At 51.9% G+C, this 16,531-nt stretch carries 13 protein-coding genes; 8 read left to right on the top strand and 5 right to left on the bottom strand.

The annotated features are described in order from the left end of the window. The first annotated feature begins 287 nt into the window (after positions 1-287). The 5 genes from ptrR (at position 288) to R9X49_RS04905 (ending at position 4,556) form a co-directional block, all read left to right on the top strand. A complete protein-coding gene (gene ptrR / locus R9X49_RS04925) occupies positions 288-1,178 on the top strand; it encodes a putrescine utilization regulator PtrR (RefSeq protein ID WP_319847421.1) in 891 nt (296 codons plus the stop codon). Positions 1,179-1,291: 113 nt separating this feature from the next. Beyond that, complete coding sequence (locus tag R9X49_RS04920) at positions 1,292-2,413, top strand: S-(hydroxymethyl)glutathione dehydrogenase/class III alcohol dehydrogenase (RefSeq protein WP_319847420.1); 1,122 nt, start codon at positions 1,292-1,294, stop codon at positions 2,411-2,413. Between the two features lie 41 nt (positions 2,414-2,454). Beyond that, positions 2,455-3,297, top strand: a complete 843-nt coding sequence (gene fghA / locus R9X49_RS04915) for an S-formylglutathione hydrolase (protein WP_319847419.1) — start codon at positions 2,455-2,457, stop codon at positions 3,295-3,297. A 181-nt stretch (positions 3,298-3,478) separates the two neighbouring features. After that, positions 3,479-4,123 (top strand): glutathione S-transferase, encoded by a 645-nt coding sequence (locus tag R9X49_RS04910; RefSeq protein ID WP_319847418.1) that lies wholly within the window; start codon positions 3,479-3,481, stop codon positions 4,121-4,123. A gap of 220 nt (positions 4,124-4,343) precedes the next feature. Then, positions 4,344-4,556 carry a KTSC domain-containing protein gene (locus R9X49_RS04905; RefSeq protein ID WP_039350901.1) on the top strand — a complete coding sequence of 71 codons (213 nt, stop codon included), beginning with the start codon at positions 4,344-4,346 and terminating at the stop codon, positions 4,554-4,556. A gap of 46 nt (positions 4,557-4,602) precedes the next feature. On the opposite strand, the gene R9X49_RS04900 is transcribed toward R9X49_RS04905, so the two are convergent. Next, positions 4,603-5,691 (bottom strand): oxidoreductase, encoded by a 1,089-nt coding sequence (locus tag R9X49_RS04900; RefSeq protein WP_319847417.1) that lies wholly within the window; start codon positions 5,689-5,691, stop codon positions 4,603-4,605. A gap of 266 nt (positions 5,692-5,957) precedes the next feature. On the opposite strand from R9X49_RS04900, the gene R9X49_RS04895 reads away from it, so the two are divergent. Both R9X49_RS04895 and R9X49_RS04890 read left to right on the top strand, forming a co-directional pair. Next, on the top strand, positions 5,958-7,469 hold the full coding sequence (locus R9X49_RS04895; RefSeq protein ID WP_319847416.1) for a sugar ABC transporter ATP-binding protein: 1,512 nt from the start codon (positions 5,958-5,960) through the stop codon (positions 7,467-7,469). A gap of 71 nt (positions 7,470-7,540) precedes the next feature. Further along, the gene (locus R9X49_RS04890; protein WP_271878905.1) at positions 7,541-8,461 is read left to right on the top strand and encodes an ABC transporter permease; all 921 of its coding nucleotides are present in this window, start codon (positions 7,541-7,543) and stop codon (positions 8,459-8,461) included. 450 nt (positions 8,462-8,911) lie between these two features. Here R9X49_RS04890 and R9X49_RS04885 read toward each other — a convergent pair whose 3' ends face one another. From R9X49_RS04885 to yieE, 4 genes are all read right to left on the bottom strand, one after another. Then, the gene (locus tag R9X49_RS04885) at positions 8,912-9,901 is read right to left on the bottom strand and encodes a 2-hydroxyacid dehydrogenase (RefSeq protein ID WP_319847415.1); all 990 of its coding nucleotides are present in this window, start codon (positions 9,899-9,901) and stop codon (positions 8,912-8,914) included. Between the two features lie 470 nt (positions 9,902-10,371). Next, positions 10,372-12,480 carry a TonB-dependent receptor domain-containing protein gene (locus tag R9X49_RS04880; protein WP_319847414.1) on the bottom strand — a complete coding sequence of 703 codons (2,109 nt, stop codon included), beginning with the start codon at positions 12,478-12,480 and terminating at the stop codon, positions 10,372-10,374. A 341-nt stretch (positions 12,481-12,821) separates the two neighbouring features. Next, complete coding sequence (locus tag R9X49_RS04875) at positions 12,822-14,297, bottom strand: amino acid permease (protein WP_319847413.1); 1,476 nt, start codon at positions 14,295-14,297, stop codon at positions 12,822-12,824. A gap of 135 nt (positions 14,298-14,432) precedes the next feature. Further along, on the bottom strand, positions 14,433-15,305 hold the full coding sequence (gene yieE, locus R9X49_RS04870; protein WP_319847412.1) for a DNA-binding transcriptional regulator YeiE: 873 nt from the start codon (positions 15,303-15,305) through the stop codon (positions 14,433-14,435). A 118-nt stretch (positions 15,306-15,423) separates the two neighbouring features. Between yieE and R9X49_RS04865 the strand changes: the two genes are divergently transcribed. Then, positions 15,424-16,497, top strand: coding sequence for a YeiH family protein (locus R9X49_RS04865; RefSeq protein WP_319847411.1), 1,074 nt, complete (start codon positions 15,424-15,426; stop codon positions 16,495-16,497). Positions 16,498-16,531: the final 34 nt, after the last annotated feature.

Raw genomic sequence — 16,531 nt, 5'->3', positions numbered from 1 at the left:
TTCCATTCTGGTCTCATCCGCAGAAAAATATGTCCCTATTAGTTATAAAGTTGATTGCGGTGCTATTAATTCAGGCCGCGATCGTTTTATCGCTTTCTAAGCCCAAATATTAATCCTGATGATAATTACGCCCGTCATTTTCATCATTCAGGCAAGGTTGCATGCCGCTGAGTTTACGTTGCATTTACATCCGAGTGGCGTAAGCCAGTTGCGAAATGCGCAGCTTGTCGCTAAACTTCACAAAAAATGAATAATCAAACACCAGTTCATTACGAAAAGAGAAAGATATGGATTTGACCCAGCTCCGCATGTTCTGTCTCGTTGCCGAAACGGGCTCCGTCGCACGCGCCGCGGAACAGCTTCATCGGGTGCCCTCAAATCTGACCACGCGGTTACGCCAGCTGGAACAGGAATTGGGTACCGATCTGTTCATCCGAGAGAAACAGCGCCTGCGCCTGTCCCCGATTGGGCACAATTTCTTGTGTTATGCGCAGCGCATTCTGGCGCTTAGCGAAGAAGCGATCAGCATGACGCGCACGGGTGAACCCGCAGGTAATTTCGCGCTAGGTTCGATGGAAAGCACGGCGGCAACCCGTTTGCCCACGCTATTAGCGGCTTTCCACCAGCGTTACCCCAACGTGTCGCTGTCTCTGAATACCGGTACATCAGGGGAAATCATTGAACGCGTGCGGGCAGGAACGCTAGCCGCCGCGTTAGTCGATGGCCCCGTCGTCTACGATGAGCTGAATGGCTGTTCATGCTTTACGGAACGACTCGTGCTGATATCCGACACGACGCACGCGCCGATTAGCCATGCGCGGGATGCCAGCCACGATACGCTGTTTGCTTTCCGCCCCAGCTGTTCCTATCGAAAACGCCTTGAGAACTGGTTCCGGCAGGATGGCGTGGTGCCCGGCACTATCATGGAAATTCACTCATACCATGCCATGCTTGCCTGTGTAGCCAGCGGTGCCGGGCTCGCCATGCTCCCCTATGCCGTTCTTGAATCGCTGCCCGCTGGCGCGCGCGTTCAGATACATGAATTACCGCCCGATATCGCCGCCGCGTCCACCTGGCTCGTCTGGCGACGCGATGCCTTCGGCCCGAATGTCGAGGCGCTTAAAAAGCTCATTATTGAACAGAGCAGCATGATTGAACCATCCGCTCAGTCGGAATGAACCCATTATTTTCCATGAACGACCCTTTTCAAGAGAGGACGATACAGTGAGCAATGCTACGTCCTGTCATTCAACTTACAACCCATAACGGAATGCCATTAGGAGTCTCCACCATGCAAATGATTAAAACCCGCGCCGCCATCGCCTGGGGTCCCAACCAGCCACTGTCGGTTGAAGAAGTGGATCTGATGCCACCACAGAAAGGTGAAGTGTTGGTACGCATCGTCGCAACCGGCGTGTGCCACACGGATGCCTACACGCTGTCCGGCAAAGATCCTGAAGGCGTGTTCCCAGCGATTCTTGGCCATGAAGGCGGCGGGATTGTGGAAGCGATTGGGGAAGGCGTAACCAGCGTTGCCGTCGGCGATCACGTTATTCCGCTTTACACCCCAGAATGTGGCGAATGTAAATTCTGTCGCTCTGGCAAAACCAACCTGTGTCAGGCTATTCGCTCCACGCAGGGCAAAGGCCTGATGCCGGACGGCACCACTCGCTTCTCCAAAAACGGCCAGCCGATTTTCCATTACATGGGCACATCCACCTTCGCAGAGCACACCGTCGTGCCTGAAATTTCGCTGGCGAAAGTGAATAAAGAAGCGCCGCTGGAAGAAGTCTGCCTGCTGGGCTGTGGTGTCACCACCGGTATGGGTGCCGTGCTGAATACCGCAAAAGTGAAAGCAGGCGATACGGTTGCGATTTTCGGCCTCGGCGGCATTGGTTTGTCGGCGATTATCGGCGCGCAAATGGCGGGAGCCGGACGCATCATCGGTATCGATCTCAACACCAGCAAATTCGAGCTGGCACGTAAACTGGGTGCTACCGATCTGATCAACCCGAAAGATTACGATAAGCCGATTCAGGACGTGATCGTTGAGCTGACTGATGGCGGCGTGGACTTCTCCTTTGAGTGTATCGGTAACGTCAATGTCATGCGTTCCGCGCTAGAGTGCTGTCATAAAGGCTGGGGGGAATCCATCATCATCGGCGTAGCAGGCGCAGGCGAAGAAATCTCCACTCGTCCGTTCCAACTGGTGACCGGTCGCGTATGGCGCGGTTCCGCTTTCGGCGGCGTAAAAGGCCGTAGCGAACTGCCAGGCATTGTCGATCGTTACCTGAAAGGTGAGTTCCCGCTGAATGATTTCATCACCCACACCATGGGGCTGGACGACATCAACACCGCATTCGATTTAATGCACGAAGGCAAATCGATTCGCTCAGTGATTCATTTCGGTTAATTGCACCACCGTCAGGAACAGAAAAAGGAGGCTGTACAGCGATGACTTCATCACTGGAACTGCTGGAAGAACACCGTATGTTTGGCGGCTGGCAACAGCGCTACCGTCATGTGTCAGAAACGCTGAACACCGCGATGACGTTCAGCATCTATCTGCCACCAACGCAGGATGACACGCCGCCGCCCGTGCTTTACTGGCTGTCAGGGTTAACCTGCAACGACGAAAATTTCACGACGAAAGCTGGCGCGCAGCGCGTTGCCTCCGAACTGGGTCTGGTGCTGGTTATGCCGGACACCAGCCCGCGCGGCGATGGCGTAGCGGACGATGCCGGGTACGATTTGGGTCAGGGTGCAGGGTTCTACGTGAATGCCACGCAGGCGCCCTGGTCAGCACACTACCGGATGTATGACTACATCAGCAGCGAACTGCCGGCACTGATTCAGCAGCATTTTAACGTGAACGACCGTCAGTCCATCAGCGGACATTCGATGGGTGGGCACGGTGCGCTGATGCTGGCACTGCGCAATCCGGAGAAATTCCTGTCTGCGTCGGCGTTCGCGCCGATCGTTAACCCAAGCCAGGTTCCGTGGGGGCGCAAAGCGCTCACCGCCTACCTCGGTGAGGATGAAACACAGTGGTTGCAGTATGACAGCTGCCATTTGCTGGCGAATAGCCAGAAGAAGCTGCCTATGCTGGTCGATCAGGGAGACTGCGATCAATTCCTCCCCGACCAGTTGCAACCGGCGAAACTGGAAGCGCTGGCAAGCCAGTATGACTGGCCGCTGACGCTGCGGACACAGTCTGGCTATGACCACAGCTATTTCTTCATTGCTAGCTTCATCGAAGATCACCTGCGCTTCCACGCCCACTATTTGTACGCATAAATAGTTGTCTGCATAATCGCGATACGAATAATGGGCTATGCTCATCTAGCTGATAACCGCACTCGGGAGATGTCTCCCGAGTGCTATTTTCACTTCCCTGTTACAGCAAATCTCAGTAAAACAATCACACACCTGCACCGTGCTGAATAACGGAACCAAGACAAACAAAAAGGAAATCTTGATGATACACGTTCATCACCTCGAAAAATCCCGTTCAACCCGCGCGACCTGGCTACTGGAAGAACTGGGCGTTGACTATGAAATCATTCGCTACGCCCGTGACCCAAAAACGTTTAGCGCCCCGGCGTCACTCAAACAAATCCACCCGCTAGGGAAATCGCCGGTGATTACCGATGGCGAACTGACGATTGCCGAATCCGGAGCCATTGTGGAATACCTGATTGAAACTTACGGCAACGGCAGGCTCCGTCCACAGAGCGGGCAAGCCCTGCTGGATTATCGCTTCTGGCTGCATTTTGCCGAAGGTTCCCTCATGCCGCTGCTGGTGATGCGTCTAGTGTTGGCGAAAACAGAATCTGCGCCGATGCCATTCTTCGTCCGCCCCGTGGCGCGAAAAATTGTGCACAGTATTGAGCAGGCTTTTATTCTGCCGCGGCTGACGACGCAGTTGCAGTTCATCGAACAACATTTGAGTACACAAGAGTGGTTTGCGGGAGAGTCGCTCAGCGGTGCCGATATACAAATGGCCGTCCCGCTGGTGTTGGCGAAAACGCGTCTGGATTTCAGCCGTTATCCGCATATCCAGCAATACATTGAACGGGTAGAAAGCCAGCCAGCGTTTCAACGGGCGATCGCTCAGGATTAACGGGGTAATCAGAGCACCTCCTCATCGGTGATAAATAACAAACCAGTCGAGGAGCGACAGAGAAAGAATTCTGTGAGCGTTTACTGATTATTCATGATCTAATAACGATATGCTGTTGTTTACCCCCGATATATTTCGAGCTATAACACTATTTCTGAGAGCTCGAAAGAGGGTGGTATACCGTCAGGATGCGGCATTGATACGTTGGGAGTGATTAATTTTGCAGAGAAAACGAGTTTCATCAACAGAGTTGTTTTCAGTCGGATACGATGCAGAAAAAAGTCAGTTGGAAGTCGAACTGCTGAATGGGAGCATTTATCTCTATAGCGGCGTCGCGCGCATGATTTATGAAGAGTTGATGGCAAGCAAGACGAAATACCGCTACTACGCCAGCTACATCAAAAATTCATTCCCCTACGAGAAAACACAGTAGCCTTTAAGGGCGGAGATCCCTCTCCGCCTCTTCTCTTCCCACAGATTTATTCTTCGCCAGACTCAACAGTATTAAAGGCCGCCAGCAGAACCTCTTCATTAAGCGTCAACGGCAGATAATGAATGGATTCCCCTTCCTGCAAGGTACGGGCAATAACGGCCTGAAGCGATGCGCGATCGTGAATATCCACATCCAGTGCGGCCAACGAGGTCGGCAAACCAAATGCCTTAAACGCCGCTTTCAGTTGGCGCAGCGTTTCACGATCCCCCAGCAAGGCACTCTGCACCAGAATGCCATAGGCCACTTTAGTGCCGTGCAGGAAACGTTCCGTTTGCGGCAACACCGTCAAACCGTTATGAACCGCATGCGCCGCGGCCACACGGGTGTAACGCTCACCCAACCCGCCAACCATGCCGCCTCCGGCAATGATCGCATCGACGACATCCAGAAAATCCTGCGTCAGTTCGCCACGTTTGACCGCTTCCAGCGCCGCCGCACTTTGTTGCAGCAACACATTGCGGATATCCAGCGCGGCCTGTAGCCCCAGCCGAACAGAAAGCGGCAGCGTTTCTGGCTGAGGACTAAGCACAACGGCTTCATACCACTTCGCCAGCGTATCACCGACGCCAGCCAGCAGGTATTCCACCGGCGCTGCCAGCAGAATCCGCGGTTCCACCAGCACCAGATGGTTAGCATCAGTGAAAATCTCGAAGCGCAGCGCCTGTCCGGCATCGTTATACCATACGGACAGCGGCGTCCAGGCTGCGCAGGTCGCTGCAATAGTCGGAATAGCCACCAGCGGCACGCCAATGTGACGCGCGGCAACCTTCGCCGTATCCAGCACCGCCCCGCCACCAACGCCAATCACAACCTGACAGTCATCACCCGCCTGTGCTACCAGCTTTGCGACTTCTCCCTCACTGCAATGCGCCCCAAACTGAACGCGTCGGGCTGAAGGCGCATCGAATTCGGCTGGCAAATACGGCCGAGTTGCCGCAATCGCCCGCTCCCCGTAGATCCACAGTGCGTTTTTCAGCACCTCTGGCGGATAAAACTCCAGCAGCTTATCGATAGCGCCAGAGAAAGAAAAATAGTTGGCGGGGCCAACCTGTACGCGGACTGTCGTTGTGTGCATGTTTGAATCTTCCTCGCCGCGCCTTACCTTGAGCGTGGCTCTTATTTTATGTTTGCCTGATAGATGAATCTGCTGCGCTACCCTATTGATAATTCCATCTTATTCACTTGCCTGCGCCAGCTTAAGAACTTTTTTACTTAATTTATGCTTTTTCGTTCATAGCCAACCAATCTCAAACACTTGAAGCTGTATTAAATTCTCTGAGATATGTGCTACCTTTCTTTTCCGTTATTTCATGACCCTGACCGCCAAGAGCGTTACCGACCATGATTCCTACCTCCCAAAGCCGACTGGAAATGCAGAACATTTCCATCTCCTTTTCTGGCTTCCACGCCCTCAAGCAGGTTAATTTCACACTGGAAGGTGGTTCGATTCATGCCCTGACTGGCGCAAACGGCGCGGGTAAATCCACGCTCATGACGATCTTATCCGGCGCTTACGATCACTATCAGGGCGACATACTGATTAATGGCAAGCAGGTCGATGTTCATTCACCGCGTGATGCCAAGCGGTACGGTATTCATCTGGTGCAACAGGAAGTTGATGTCGCGCTGGTTCCCACGCTGTCCGTGGCGGAAAACATTATGCTGGATACGCTGGCGCAGGACGGGCATCTGCTGAGCTGGCCGCAGATCTATCGTCAGGCGCAGGCGCTGCTCGATCAGCTTGGCGTTCACCTTAATGTTCGCCAGCGGCTGGATACCTGTTCGCTGGCCGAGAAACAGCAAATTCTGCTCGCCCGCGCCTTGTCCCACGAGTGTCGTTTCCTGATTTTAGATGAACCCACCGCCCCGCTGGATCAGGCTGAAAGTGCGCGCCTCTTTCAGGTAGTGCGCCGTTTACAGGCAGATGGCATCGGGATCGTGTTTATTTCCCACCGTATTCATGAACTGAGCGAAATCTGCGATACGTTGACCGTGCTGCGTGACGGCGAGTTTGTCAGCAGCGGCCCAATGCAAGGGCTTAGCGGCGAAGCGATCGTGGAGAGAATGCTGGGGCATCGTCTTGATGATATTTTCCCACCGCGCCGCACGGCACCTGCCGAAGAAACGCTGCTTCAGGTCACCGGTTTACACGACGAAACACTGCTGCACAATATTTCTCTTACGCTGCGCAAAGGAGAAATTCTGGGCATTGCCGGGCTGGCTGGCGCGGGGAAAACCGAGCTGTGTAAAGCGCTGTTCGGTGCGGAACCCTGCCAAATCGCACAAGGTGAATATCGCGGTAAACCCTGGCGACCGCATTCGCCACACCAATCCGTCGAACAGGGCCTGGCGCTGGTTCCCGAAGAGCGGCGTAAAGAAGGCATTTTTATTGATGAATCCGTCACCATGAATCTGAGCATCACGGCCACCGACAGTTTTTCCCGCTGGGGTGTTTTCAGCCGCAGTAAGGCAGTGAGCTGGGCGAAAAGGATCGTTGAGCAGCTTGCGGTTCGCACCACCGGTCCGATGCAAAAGCTGGCACGCCTGTCAGGTGGAAATCAGCAGAAAGTGGCTATCGGCAAGTGGCTACGCAGTGAAGCACAAGTTCTGATTTTTGACGAACCGACCAAAGGCGTTGATATCAAGGCCAAACAGGACTTGTTCACGCTGATTGACGGCCTCGCCCGTCAGGGAAAAGGCATTATTTATGCCTCGGGCGAGTTTTCCGAACTTGTCGGACTCTGCGATCGCATCTGCGTGCTCTGGGATGGCCGCATTGTCGCAGAGCTGAACGCCGCCGAGATTGACGAAGAAACCCTACTTTTATATTCAACTGGAGGAACTCCCGCGTGAGTCACCCACTTTCATCTAACGGGGCGCTCCCCTTCCGTCACCACGTTTTCGAGTTTCTCTATAAGTGGGGGATGTTGATCACGGTTGTCGCGCTGATTGCGCTCTTCGGGCTGGCATCGGACAACTTTCTCGATCCGTATAACATCATCAATATTCTGCGCTCTATCGCCATCGTCACGGTGATTGCGATTGGTGTCTCGATTTCACTGTCCGTCGGCGGATTTGACCTTTCCGTAGGATCAACGGCCTCGCTGGCTAACGCGCTGGTTATCTCACTGTTTGTCTGGTACGGATTCGGCACCACAGGCGCGATCGTTCTGACGCTGCTGCTGTGTACGCTGGTCGGGCTATTCAACGCCTTCCTCATCGTCGTGCTGAAGATTCCCGATATGCTGGCGACGCTCGCCAGCCTGTTCGTCATTCAGGGCGTCGCGATGACCTACAGCTACGGCGGCTCTATTACGCAGAACATGGTGTTGCCCAGCGGCGAGATGGCGGAGGGCGTCATTCCTGAGTTCTTTGCCACGCTGGGTCAGGTGCCGGTCATTGTTGTCATCATGCTGGCGGTAACAGTACTGGTACAGCTGTACCTGTCCCTCACCAAACACGGTCGCCGGATGTACGCCATCGGCGGCAACCCTGAGGCTGCGCGGCTGGCAGGGATTCGCACGGCGCGTTATCGGGTACAGGCGTATGTGTTTTCTTCATTGCTCGCGGCGCTGGGCGGCATTTTACTGGCATCACGCATCGGCTCTTCTCAGGTTAATGCCGGAGGCGGCTATTTGATGGATGCCGTTGCCGCTGCCTACATCGGTTTCTCACTGGCGGGATCTGGTAAGCCGAACGCGCTGGGTACGCTGCTCGGTGCTGTTATTCTTGGCGTCTTGCAGAATGGGCTGGTGATGCTCTCCGTGCCTTACTACGCCATGGATATCATCAAAGGTCTGGTTCTGGCACTCGCGCTGGCAATGACGTATATCCAGAAACGCTGACTCGCACTGACTTCCGCCCCGTTCATCCGAACTCGGGGCGGATTCACAATACAGCCCGTCCCCCCTTCCCTCATTGAATCGGCTTGTTGCATCAACACGTCGCACGGCATTCGTTCTATTATTTACTGACGTTATTATTAAGAAATAAATATTCCCTCATACAACAAAGAGGCGAATCAGAATAATCACAACGAATAACGTTTTCGCTTTAGGCCTGATGTGCGGCACTTTCATTCCCTTGAGGATATCTTTTATTCCTTCGTGGATATAATGTGCCTGACGCAGATAATCGATGGCAAAAGATTTAATCTGATGAAACGTTCAATTTTGGTAATCAATTAAAATTGATGAATATCATATTTTCTCTGCCGGGCAATATTCCTTCATACCCGGCGAAATCAAACTATATCCTACGAAATCAAACAGCATCCTGCGAAATCAAACTACAGCTTATTTGTATCCGTTCTGCTGAGCATACTCATCAATATTTTCAATCGTCTTTTCCATCAGTAGTTGCAGCGATGAAGCAGACGTCCAGGAGATATGTGGAGTAATCAAAAGGTTCGGCAGGGTTTTCGCCGCGATCATCAATGGATTGTCTTTTTGCGGCGGTTCCTGCGTCAGGCAGTCCAACGCTGCGCCAGCGATGACGCGTTGCTGCAGTGCCTCTGTCAGCGCGTGTTCATCAATCAATCCGCCTCTGGCAGTGTTAATAATAAACGCGGTGGGCTTACACAGTGCGAGCGTCTCCGCATTAATCAGATGCTGCGTGCTCTCATTGAGCGGACAGTTGAGTGAAATCACATTCGCCAGCCGCAGAACGTCTTCGAACGGCAGATAACCGGCACGACACTGTACGGCCCCGCGGTGCTCGGCAAAAATCACCTTCATCCCCAGCGCCTGCGCCAGACGTGCGACCTCCCGCCCAATCGTACCCGCTCCGATGATGCCCAGCGTAGCGCCCGCGATGTCTTTGACGGGATGATCAAAATAAGCAAACTGCGACTGGCTGGCCCAGCGATCGCTCAGTTGATCGCGGTACCACGCCATCAGGCTGTGCTTTAGCGCGAAAATCATGGCTATCACGTGCTCGGATACCGCCTGCGTCGAGTAGCCCGGTACATTTTTGACCGTGATACCCAGCTCTTTGGCAGCAACAAGGTCGATATTGTCAGTTCCCGTTGCCGTCACGGCAATCAGCTTCAACTCAGGCAACGCGGCCAAGGTGTCTCGCGTTAATAGGGCTTTATTCGTGATGATAACGTGGGTGTCTTTTGCTCGGGCGATAACGTGATCGGGCGAGGTGTAGTTATATTCAATCCATTCATGGCGACATTGTGGCCGCCTAAAACTCGTCTTTTTCAGGAAAATGGTTTCAGGCAGTGAGCCTTTATCCAAAAAGGTAATTTTTAACATCATCGTGCCCTGGTTGCTATTCATACACTGATTGCCGATTGCAGATATCAAGCGTTCCGCAATCGGCAATCACGGCAGGTATTCTCATACAAAAATAATGAATTAAATTCTCTGTACGACACAAGACAACGAACGTATTAATAACGTTACACTTCCTGCCTCATCGGAAATCCATCACTCCGTAACGTGAAGCGTAGTCAGCATTAAAGCAATTAACAATACCTAATATAATGAATTTCACTCATCGACATTGTTAGCGTCAATATTCAGAAATATCACAAAAAAATAAATCCCTGCTGATAATTGCGCATTGTTCTCATGACATAGGCAAAGAGATGGCGGTAATAACGGGTAACGGTGAATCCCCGCCGTTAATCAGACAGAATAAATGTGCGAGAAAAACCGTAGAAAGGGTGTCATGCAGTTGGAGAGAGGAAGTGAGCGAGGGTCATAATACCCCGGAATGAGCAGACCCATTCCGGGGAGAGGTTTCATTAGAAGTTGACGTTTACCGATACCCAGTAGTTACGACCAGGCAGTACGGAGCCCGAAGTCACTCGGTTGAAAGAGTAATAATCAGCCGTAGTAAATGCCCCTCTTCCTGTACCGTAAGTGCGGACACCACTGGTGAAATCCTTATCTAACAGGTTGTTTACTGCTCCATTCAAGGTCACATCTTTTGAAACCTTATAGGAACCGCCCCAATTAACCACCGTGAAGGACTTAAAGTAGGCACCTTTATCATCATACGCATCCTTCTGGGACGCGGACAAGGTACTGTAATTCTGCGTATAACGTGCAGTTTTGTCGCGATATTCCGCCTTCAACCATGTCGAGAGATTATCATTAACGTTCCAGTTAAGACGTGCGTTAGCCATGTGCTTCGGCGTGTTGGTAAGAGGCGCTCCTGGGTTTAAGCCACCTTTTTGCTCACTATCCGTAAAGGTATAGTTTACATTCAGCGTCCAATCCTCTGACCATAATGGAATTGTGGATCCCAACTCAACCCCTTGAGTCACTGCCTTGCCGATGTTTCGGTAGGTACTAATCGCAGGGGTAGTCGACACATCATAGCTGTCAATTTTATTGCGGAAATGATTATTGAACAGCGTTGCATTCGCAGCGAACCCGGTATAGTTCTCGTAGTAAACGCCCAGTTCAGTATTCGTACTCTCTTCTGGTTTCAGGTTTGGATTCCCAATGACAGTATCCGTTCCCTGATTCGTTACCCCGCTAACGCCATTATGGAGTTGCGCCAGTGACGGGGTTTTATAACCCGTACTTACACCACCTTTTATCGTCAGATCATCCAATGCATTCCAAACGACATAAGCACGTGGGCTGACATGACCCCCGAAGGTTTCATGGTACTCATAGCGTGCGCCGTAGGTTAAAGCTAATGAATCCAGCAAGCGCCATTCATCTTCACTAAACAGCGCCCACGAATCTTGCTTAAACTTATTCCCATCGTTAGCCAAAACGACGCCATCTTTCATCGTTGCATTCCAATACTGGCCGCCAATAGTAACCAAGTGGCTTTCACCTACTGGAGCCACCAGCTTCGAGTCAAGAATAACGTTGGTATTTTCCAGACGGCGTTTCTGACCTGCCGCTGCTGACCCCGCGGGAACAGAATCGGTTGTAATGAGGCGGCCTTTGTTATCCGTCTCGCTATAAGACAAGCTAGAGTTCCATGAACCAAAACTCAGTTGATTATCACTCCCCAGCGTTAACTTGCGACGTTGATAATGCAAGGAGCCCTCATAGCCCCCTGTAGCACCAATCGTTCCTAACTGATTTTCCTTATTATCATATTGCTGGTTGGCAACTTCCCCATCCAGCCATAGAGAATTCTTATCATTCAAGATCCAGGTTAACTTGCCGCCTAGCAAATAGTTATCTGATTTTACAGGGTTAGCGCCTCGCTGATTCAGTAAAGCTCCCTCTGAAGATTTCACTTCTGATGCATCGCGACGGAAGATGTTGCCGCGCAGGGCGAGCCCCAGTTTGTCTTCGATTAGCGCACCGCTGGAATAAATCGAGAACTTGGAAGCGTCACCATAGTCTCTGTCTTCCTGGAAGGTATGATCCAGCGTGATATTCCCAGCCCACTCTTTCGATGCTTTCTTGGTGATGATATTGACCACACCGCCCATCGCATCGGAGCCATATAGCGTTGACATCGGCCCACGGATAACTTCAATACGTTCTATCGCCGCCAGCGGTGGAATGAAACCGGTGTTCATCGTGCCAAACCCGTTCGGGGTGACATCCGATGAACCGTTCTGGCGAATACCATCAACCAGAATCAGCGTATAGTCACTTGGCATACCGCGGATGCTGATGTCCAGACCACCAGTCTTACCCGTTGAACTACGCACATCTACGCCTTCCACGTCGCTGAGCGCTTCGCCAAGATCGTTATATTTACGCTTAGTCAGTTCATCCTGACTGACAACCGAAATACTCGCCGCCGCTTCAGTGATTTTTTGTTCATAGCCAGAAGCTGTTACAACCATCGTATCGTCCTGTGCAGCGATAACAGGTGTAGATACGGTTGTAGCAAGCGCTAATGCCACCGATTTTCTTATATTTATTGCCATGCGTCTGTGTCCTCAAAATGAATGATTTACATTGAGTTTTTTTGTCGGACACATTGTAATGATCGGGAAATAATTGTAAATGAAAATTAAAATCATTTACATACGCAATAAAAAACAACGATAAGTCGGCATAAAATCATTTATAAACAGCATGTTAAAAACCATAACTCATCATTAAATCGAATTAATAAAAAACATCCCTGTGAAATCAAGGTGAATAAATTTGATTTAAATCAACATAGATTCATCACGAGAGATAAGCGTCGTGGTGCTGGAAAGAAAAAACCAATAAAAAAGGCGACACCCGTCAGGGAGTCGCCTGTTAACCATGCGCTTACGATTTAGTCTTTATGATCGGGATACGTCATATCCTGATATTTGACAAAACGCGTTCCACGGCACAGCTTATAGCCGAACCAAATCAGCAGGAACAGCGGGATACCGATGTACGTCGCCGTCACGCCATACCAGTCGATTTTATCTTCCAGGAATGCCTGATAGTTCTGCCCCAGCGTGATGATCAGGCAGAGCACAAACGCAAAGATCGGCCCCAGCGGGAAGAAACTTGATTGATAAGGCAGACGGTTAAGATCGTGGCCCTGCATAACGTATCCGCGACGGAAACGGTAATGGCTGATGGCGATCCCCAGCCAGGCAATAAAGCCTGTCATGCCGGACGTATTCAGCAGCCACAGATAAACCGTTTGGTTGCCATACAGAGAAGATAGGAAACACAGCGCCGCCACCACGGTTGTGGCATACAGCGCATTACGCGGCACGCCGCCTTTTGACAGTCTGGCAAAAATGCGCGGCGCTTTGCCTTCCGATGCCAGTGTAAACAGCATACGCGTCGAGGCGTACATCCCGGAGTTACCCGCCGACAGCACCGCTGTCAGGATGACCGCATTCATTACCGCAGCGGCAGACAGCAGCCCCGCGTTCTCAAACACCAGCGTGAACGGGCTTACCGTAATGTCTTTTACGTCATTACGCAGCAGGTTCGGATCGGTATACGGAATGATTAAGCTGATAATCAGAATCGCGAAGATGTAGAACAACAGGATACGCCAGAAAACCTGACGGATGGCACGCGGAATATTTTTGCTCGGATCCTGAGATTCCCCAGCTGCCACACCGATCAGTTCCGTACCCTGAAAAGAGAAGCCCACGATCATCGCCACGCCAATCATGGCAGAGAAGCCGCCGGCGAACGGCGCATCGCCAATTTCCCAGTTGTGGAATCCGGCATTTTCCGCACCGCTCATAATGCCCGTAATCATCATCACGCCAACGGCGATGAAAATGATGACCGTCGCCACTTTAATCAGTGAAAACCAGTACTCCGCCTCGCCAAATCCTTTCACGGAAATGTAGTTAAGCAGGAACATCAGCGCCAGGAACAGCGCGCTCCAGATCCAGCCGGATACCTCAGGGAACCAATATCCCATCACCAGCTGCGCCGCCACCAGATCGACCGCGATGGTCACTGCCCAGTTGTACCAGTAGTTCCAGCCCAGCGCGAAGCCGAATCCTTCTTCTACATAGCGGGAACCGTAGCTGGAGAACGAACCGGAAACCGGCATGAACGCCGCCAGTTCGCCCAGGCTGGTCATCAGGAAGTAAACCATCAGCCCAATCAGGGCATAAGACAGCAGTGCGCCCCCCGGGCCTGCTTGTGAAACCGTCGCACCAGACGCGACAAATAACCCGGTGCCAATCGATCCGCCAATGGCGATCATCGTTAAATGCCGTGCTTTCAGTTCACGGCGCAGGGTCGGTGCGCCCTGTGTAGCTTGTTGAATATCGTGCTGAGCCATTGTTATCCTGCGTGCTCGTGCTAAAAATCGAGGCGGGATTGTAGCAAATAGCGTTGTGCTGAATAGTTAAGATCGTCGAGTTATAAGAGAGCTTAATAACTCGCGTCCGATTATTAGCAGCAGAAAATATTTTCGCTATGGCGTTTCGCAGCAATAACTCAGGAAGCGCTGCAGCACATTTGAAAGATGTTTCTGTCGGTGATGTACCAGATACAGCGTCCGCGTGAGTTTAGGCAGCGGCACCTTCAACTCCACCAGAGACCCCGACGCCAGCTGTTCGGCGATGACATGCCGCGACAGGCAGCTGATGCCAATTCCGTGGCGAACGGCATGTTTAATCGCCTCCGAATTACCTAATTCCATCACCAGATGAAAATGCGACAGGTGCGTCAGCAGCAGATGATCCAGCACTTCGCGCGTACCTGAACCACGTTCACGTAGGATCCAGTGCGCATCCGCCAGCGCGGCTAATGATACCGAACCCCGGCTGAGCGGATGTTCAGGAGAACAAAATACCACCAGCTCGTCTTCCAGCCAGGGTTGCGTAATCAAATCAGGATGGTGGCAAGGCCCTTCAATCAAACCTAAATCGACACTGAATTCAGACACGCGAGTGATCACATCTTTCGTATTGCCAACATGCAGCTCCAGCGGAATTTCAGGGTAGTCATGGCGATAGCGGGCAATCATGGCGGGCAACAGGTAGTTGCCGATGGTGCTGCTGGCATATATGCGCAGCGCCCCATTATCACGGCGGAAAAGCTGTTCAATTTCCATCGACTGTTCAAGTAATGCCAGCGCCTTGGGGTACAGCAAGCGGCCGTGTTCATTAACCACCAGGCGTTTGCCAACGCGATCGAAAAGTTGAACCCCCAACTGCCCTTCTAAATCCGCCAGCGCGGCGCTGACAGCCGATTGAGACAGGGCAAGCACAACGGAGGCCTGTGTCGTTGAACCACTTTTCAGGACTTCGGCAAAGACTTCCAGTTGACGTAACGTGATATGCATAGTGCGCTCTTTATCTGAAATACCTATAGGTTATAAATATATAATCAATTTCTCTTTTAATCTCGTGGATTATAAGCTGGCTTCTCAATTCGGTACGGTCAGAATAGGCACCAAACCCATGGCTCTTCCTACAACGTTACAAGCGATAGTTCCACCCGATGGAGCAAAAGCACGATTACCCGGTCTGCTGTTAGTAAGTTTAATAACTTTTTCACTCCTCTGGCTGGCAAATATTCCTAAAATCGCCCACTGGGGACCGGGTTCGCTGACATTAGCGATTCTGATGGGGATCGTACTGGGAAACAGCGTTTATCCACGGCTTCATCCTTTGTGCGACCCCGGCGTGCAGTGGGCCAAGCAGCATCTACTTCGCTGGGGCATCATACTTTATGGCTTTCGTCTCAGCTTTCAGCAAGTGACTGCCGTTGGCGTTACCGGGATTGCCGTCGACCTTACCGTGGTCACGTTAACGTTTTTGCTCGCCTGCTGGATGGGCAAGCGCTGGCTGAAGCTCGACAATGAAACAGTGATTCTCATCGGTGCTGGCAGCAGCATCTGCGGCGCGGCGGCGATCATGGCAACCGCTCCCATCGTCAAAGCCTCCAGCAATGCTATTGCCGTCGCCGTTTCCACCGTGGTGATTTTCGGCACGACAGCCATGTTTTTGTATCCGTGGCTCTATCAGCTCAATCTCGACCATCACTGGATTAACGTCACACCGCAGATCGCCGGTCTGTACTTTGGTTCGACGATACATGAAGTCGCTCAAGTCGTTGCCGCCGGACATGCTGTCGATGGTGCCACGGAAAATATCGCCGTCATCAGTAAAATGCTGCGCGTGATGATGCTGGCGCCTTTCCTTGTCATTCTTGGGTTTTACCTGAAAAAGGCGACGCAAAAAAGTGATGCGCAAGATGCGATTCCACTGATGTTCCCGTGGTTCGCCTTGGGATTTATCGCCGTGGCCGCCTTTAACTCTTTCCAGCTCCTTTCCCCCGTCGTCGTTACGCAACTGGTCCAGCTTGATAATCTACTGCTGACCATGGCGATGGTTGCACTGGGGCTCACCACCCGCTTCAGCGCCATTCGTCAGGCAGGCGCAAAACCGCTGCTGCTGGCTCTCGTTTTATTTATCTGGCTGGTGGTTGGCGGTGCGGGAATCAATCTGTTCTTCGAGCATTTATTCGGTTAACGATAAATTATTTACCAGTTAACGCCTCATTAAC

The organism is Pectobacterium carotovorum (assembly GCF_033898505.1).
Taxonomy (GTDB): Bacteria; Pseudomonadota; Gammaproteobacteria; order Enterobacterales; family Enterobacteriaceae; genus Pectobacterium; species Pectobacterium carotovorum_J.
This window is presented reverse-complemented; position numbering and strand designations above follow the sequence as displayed.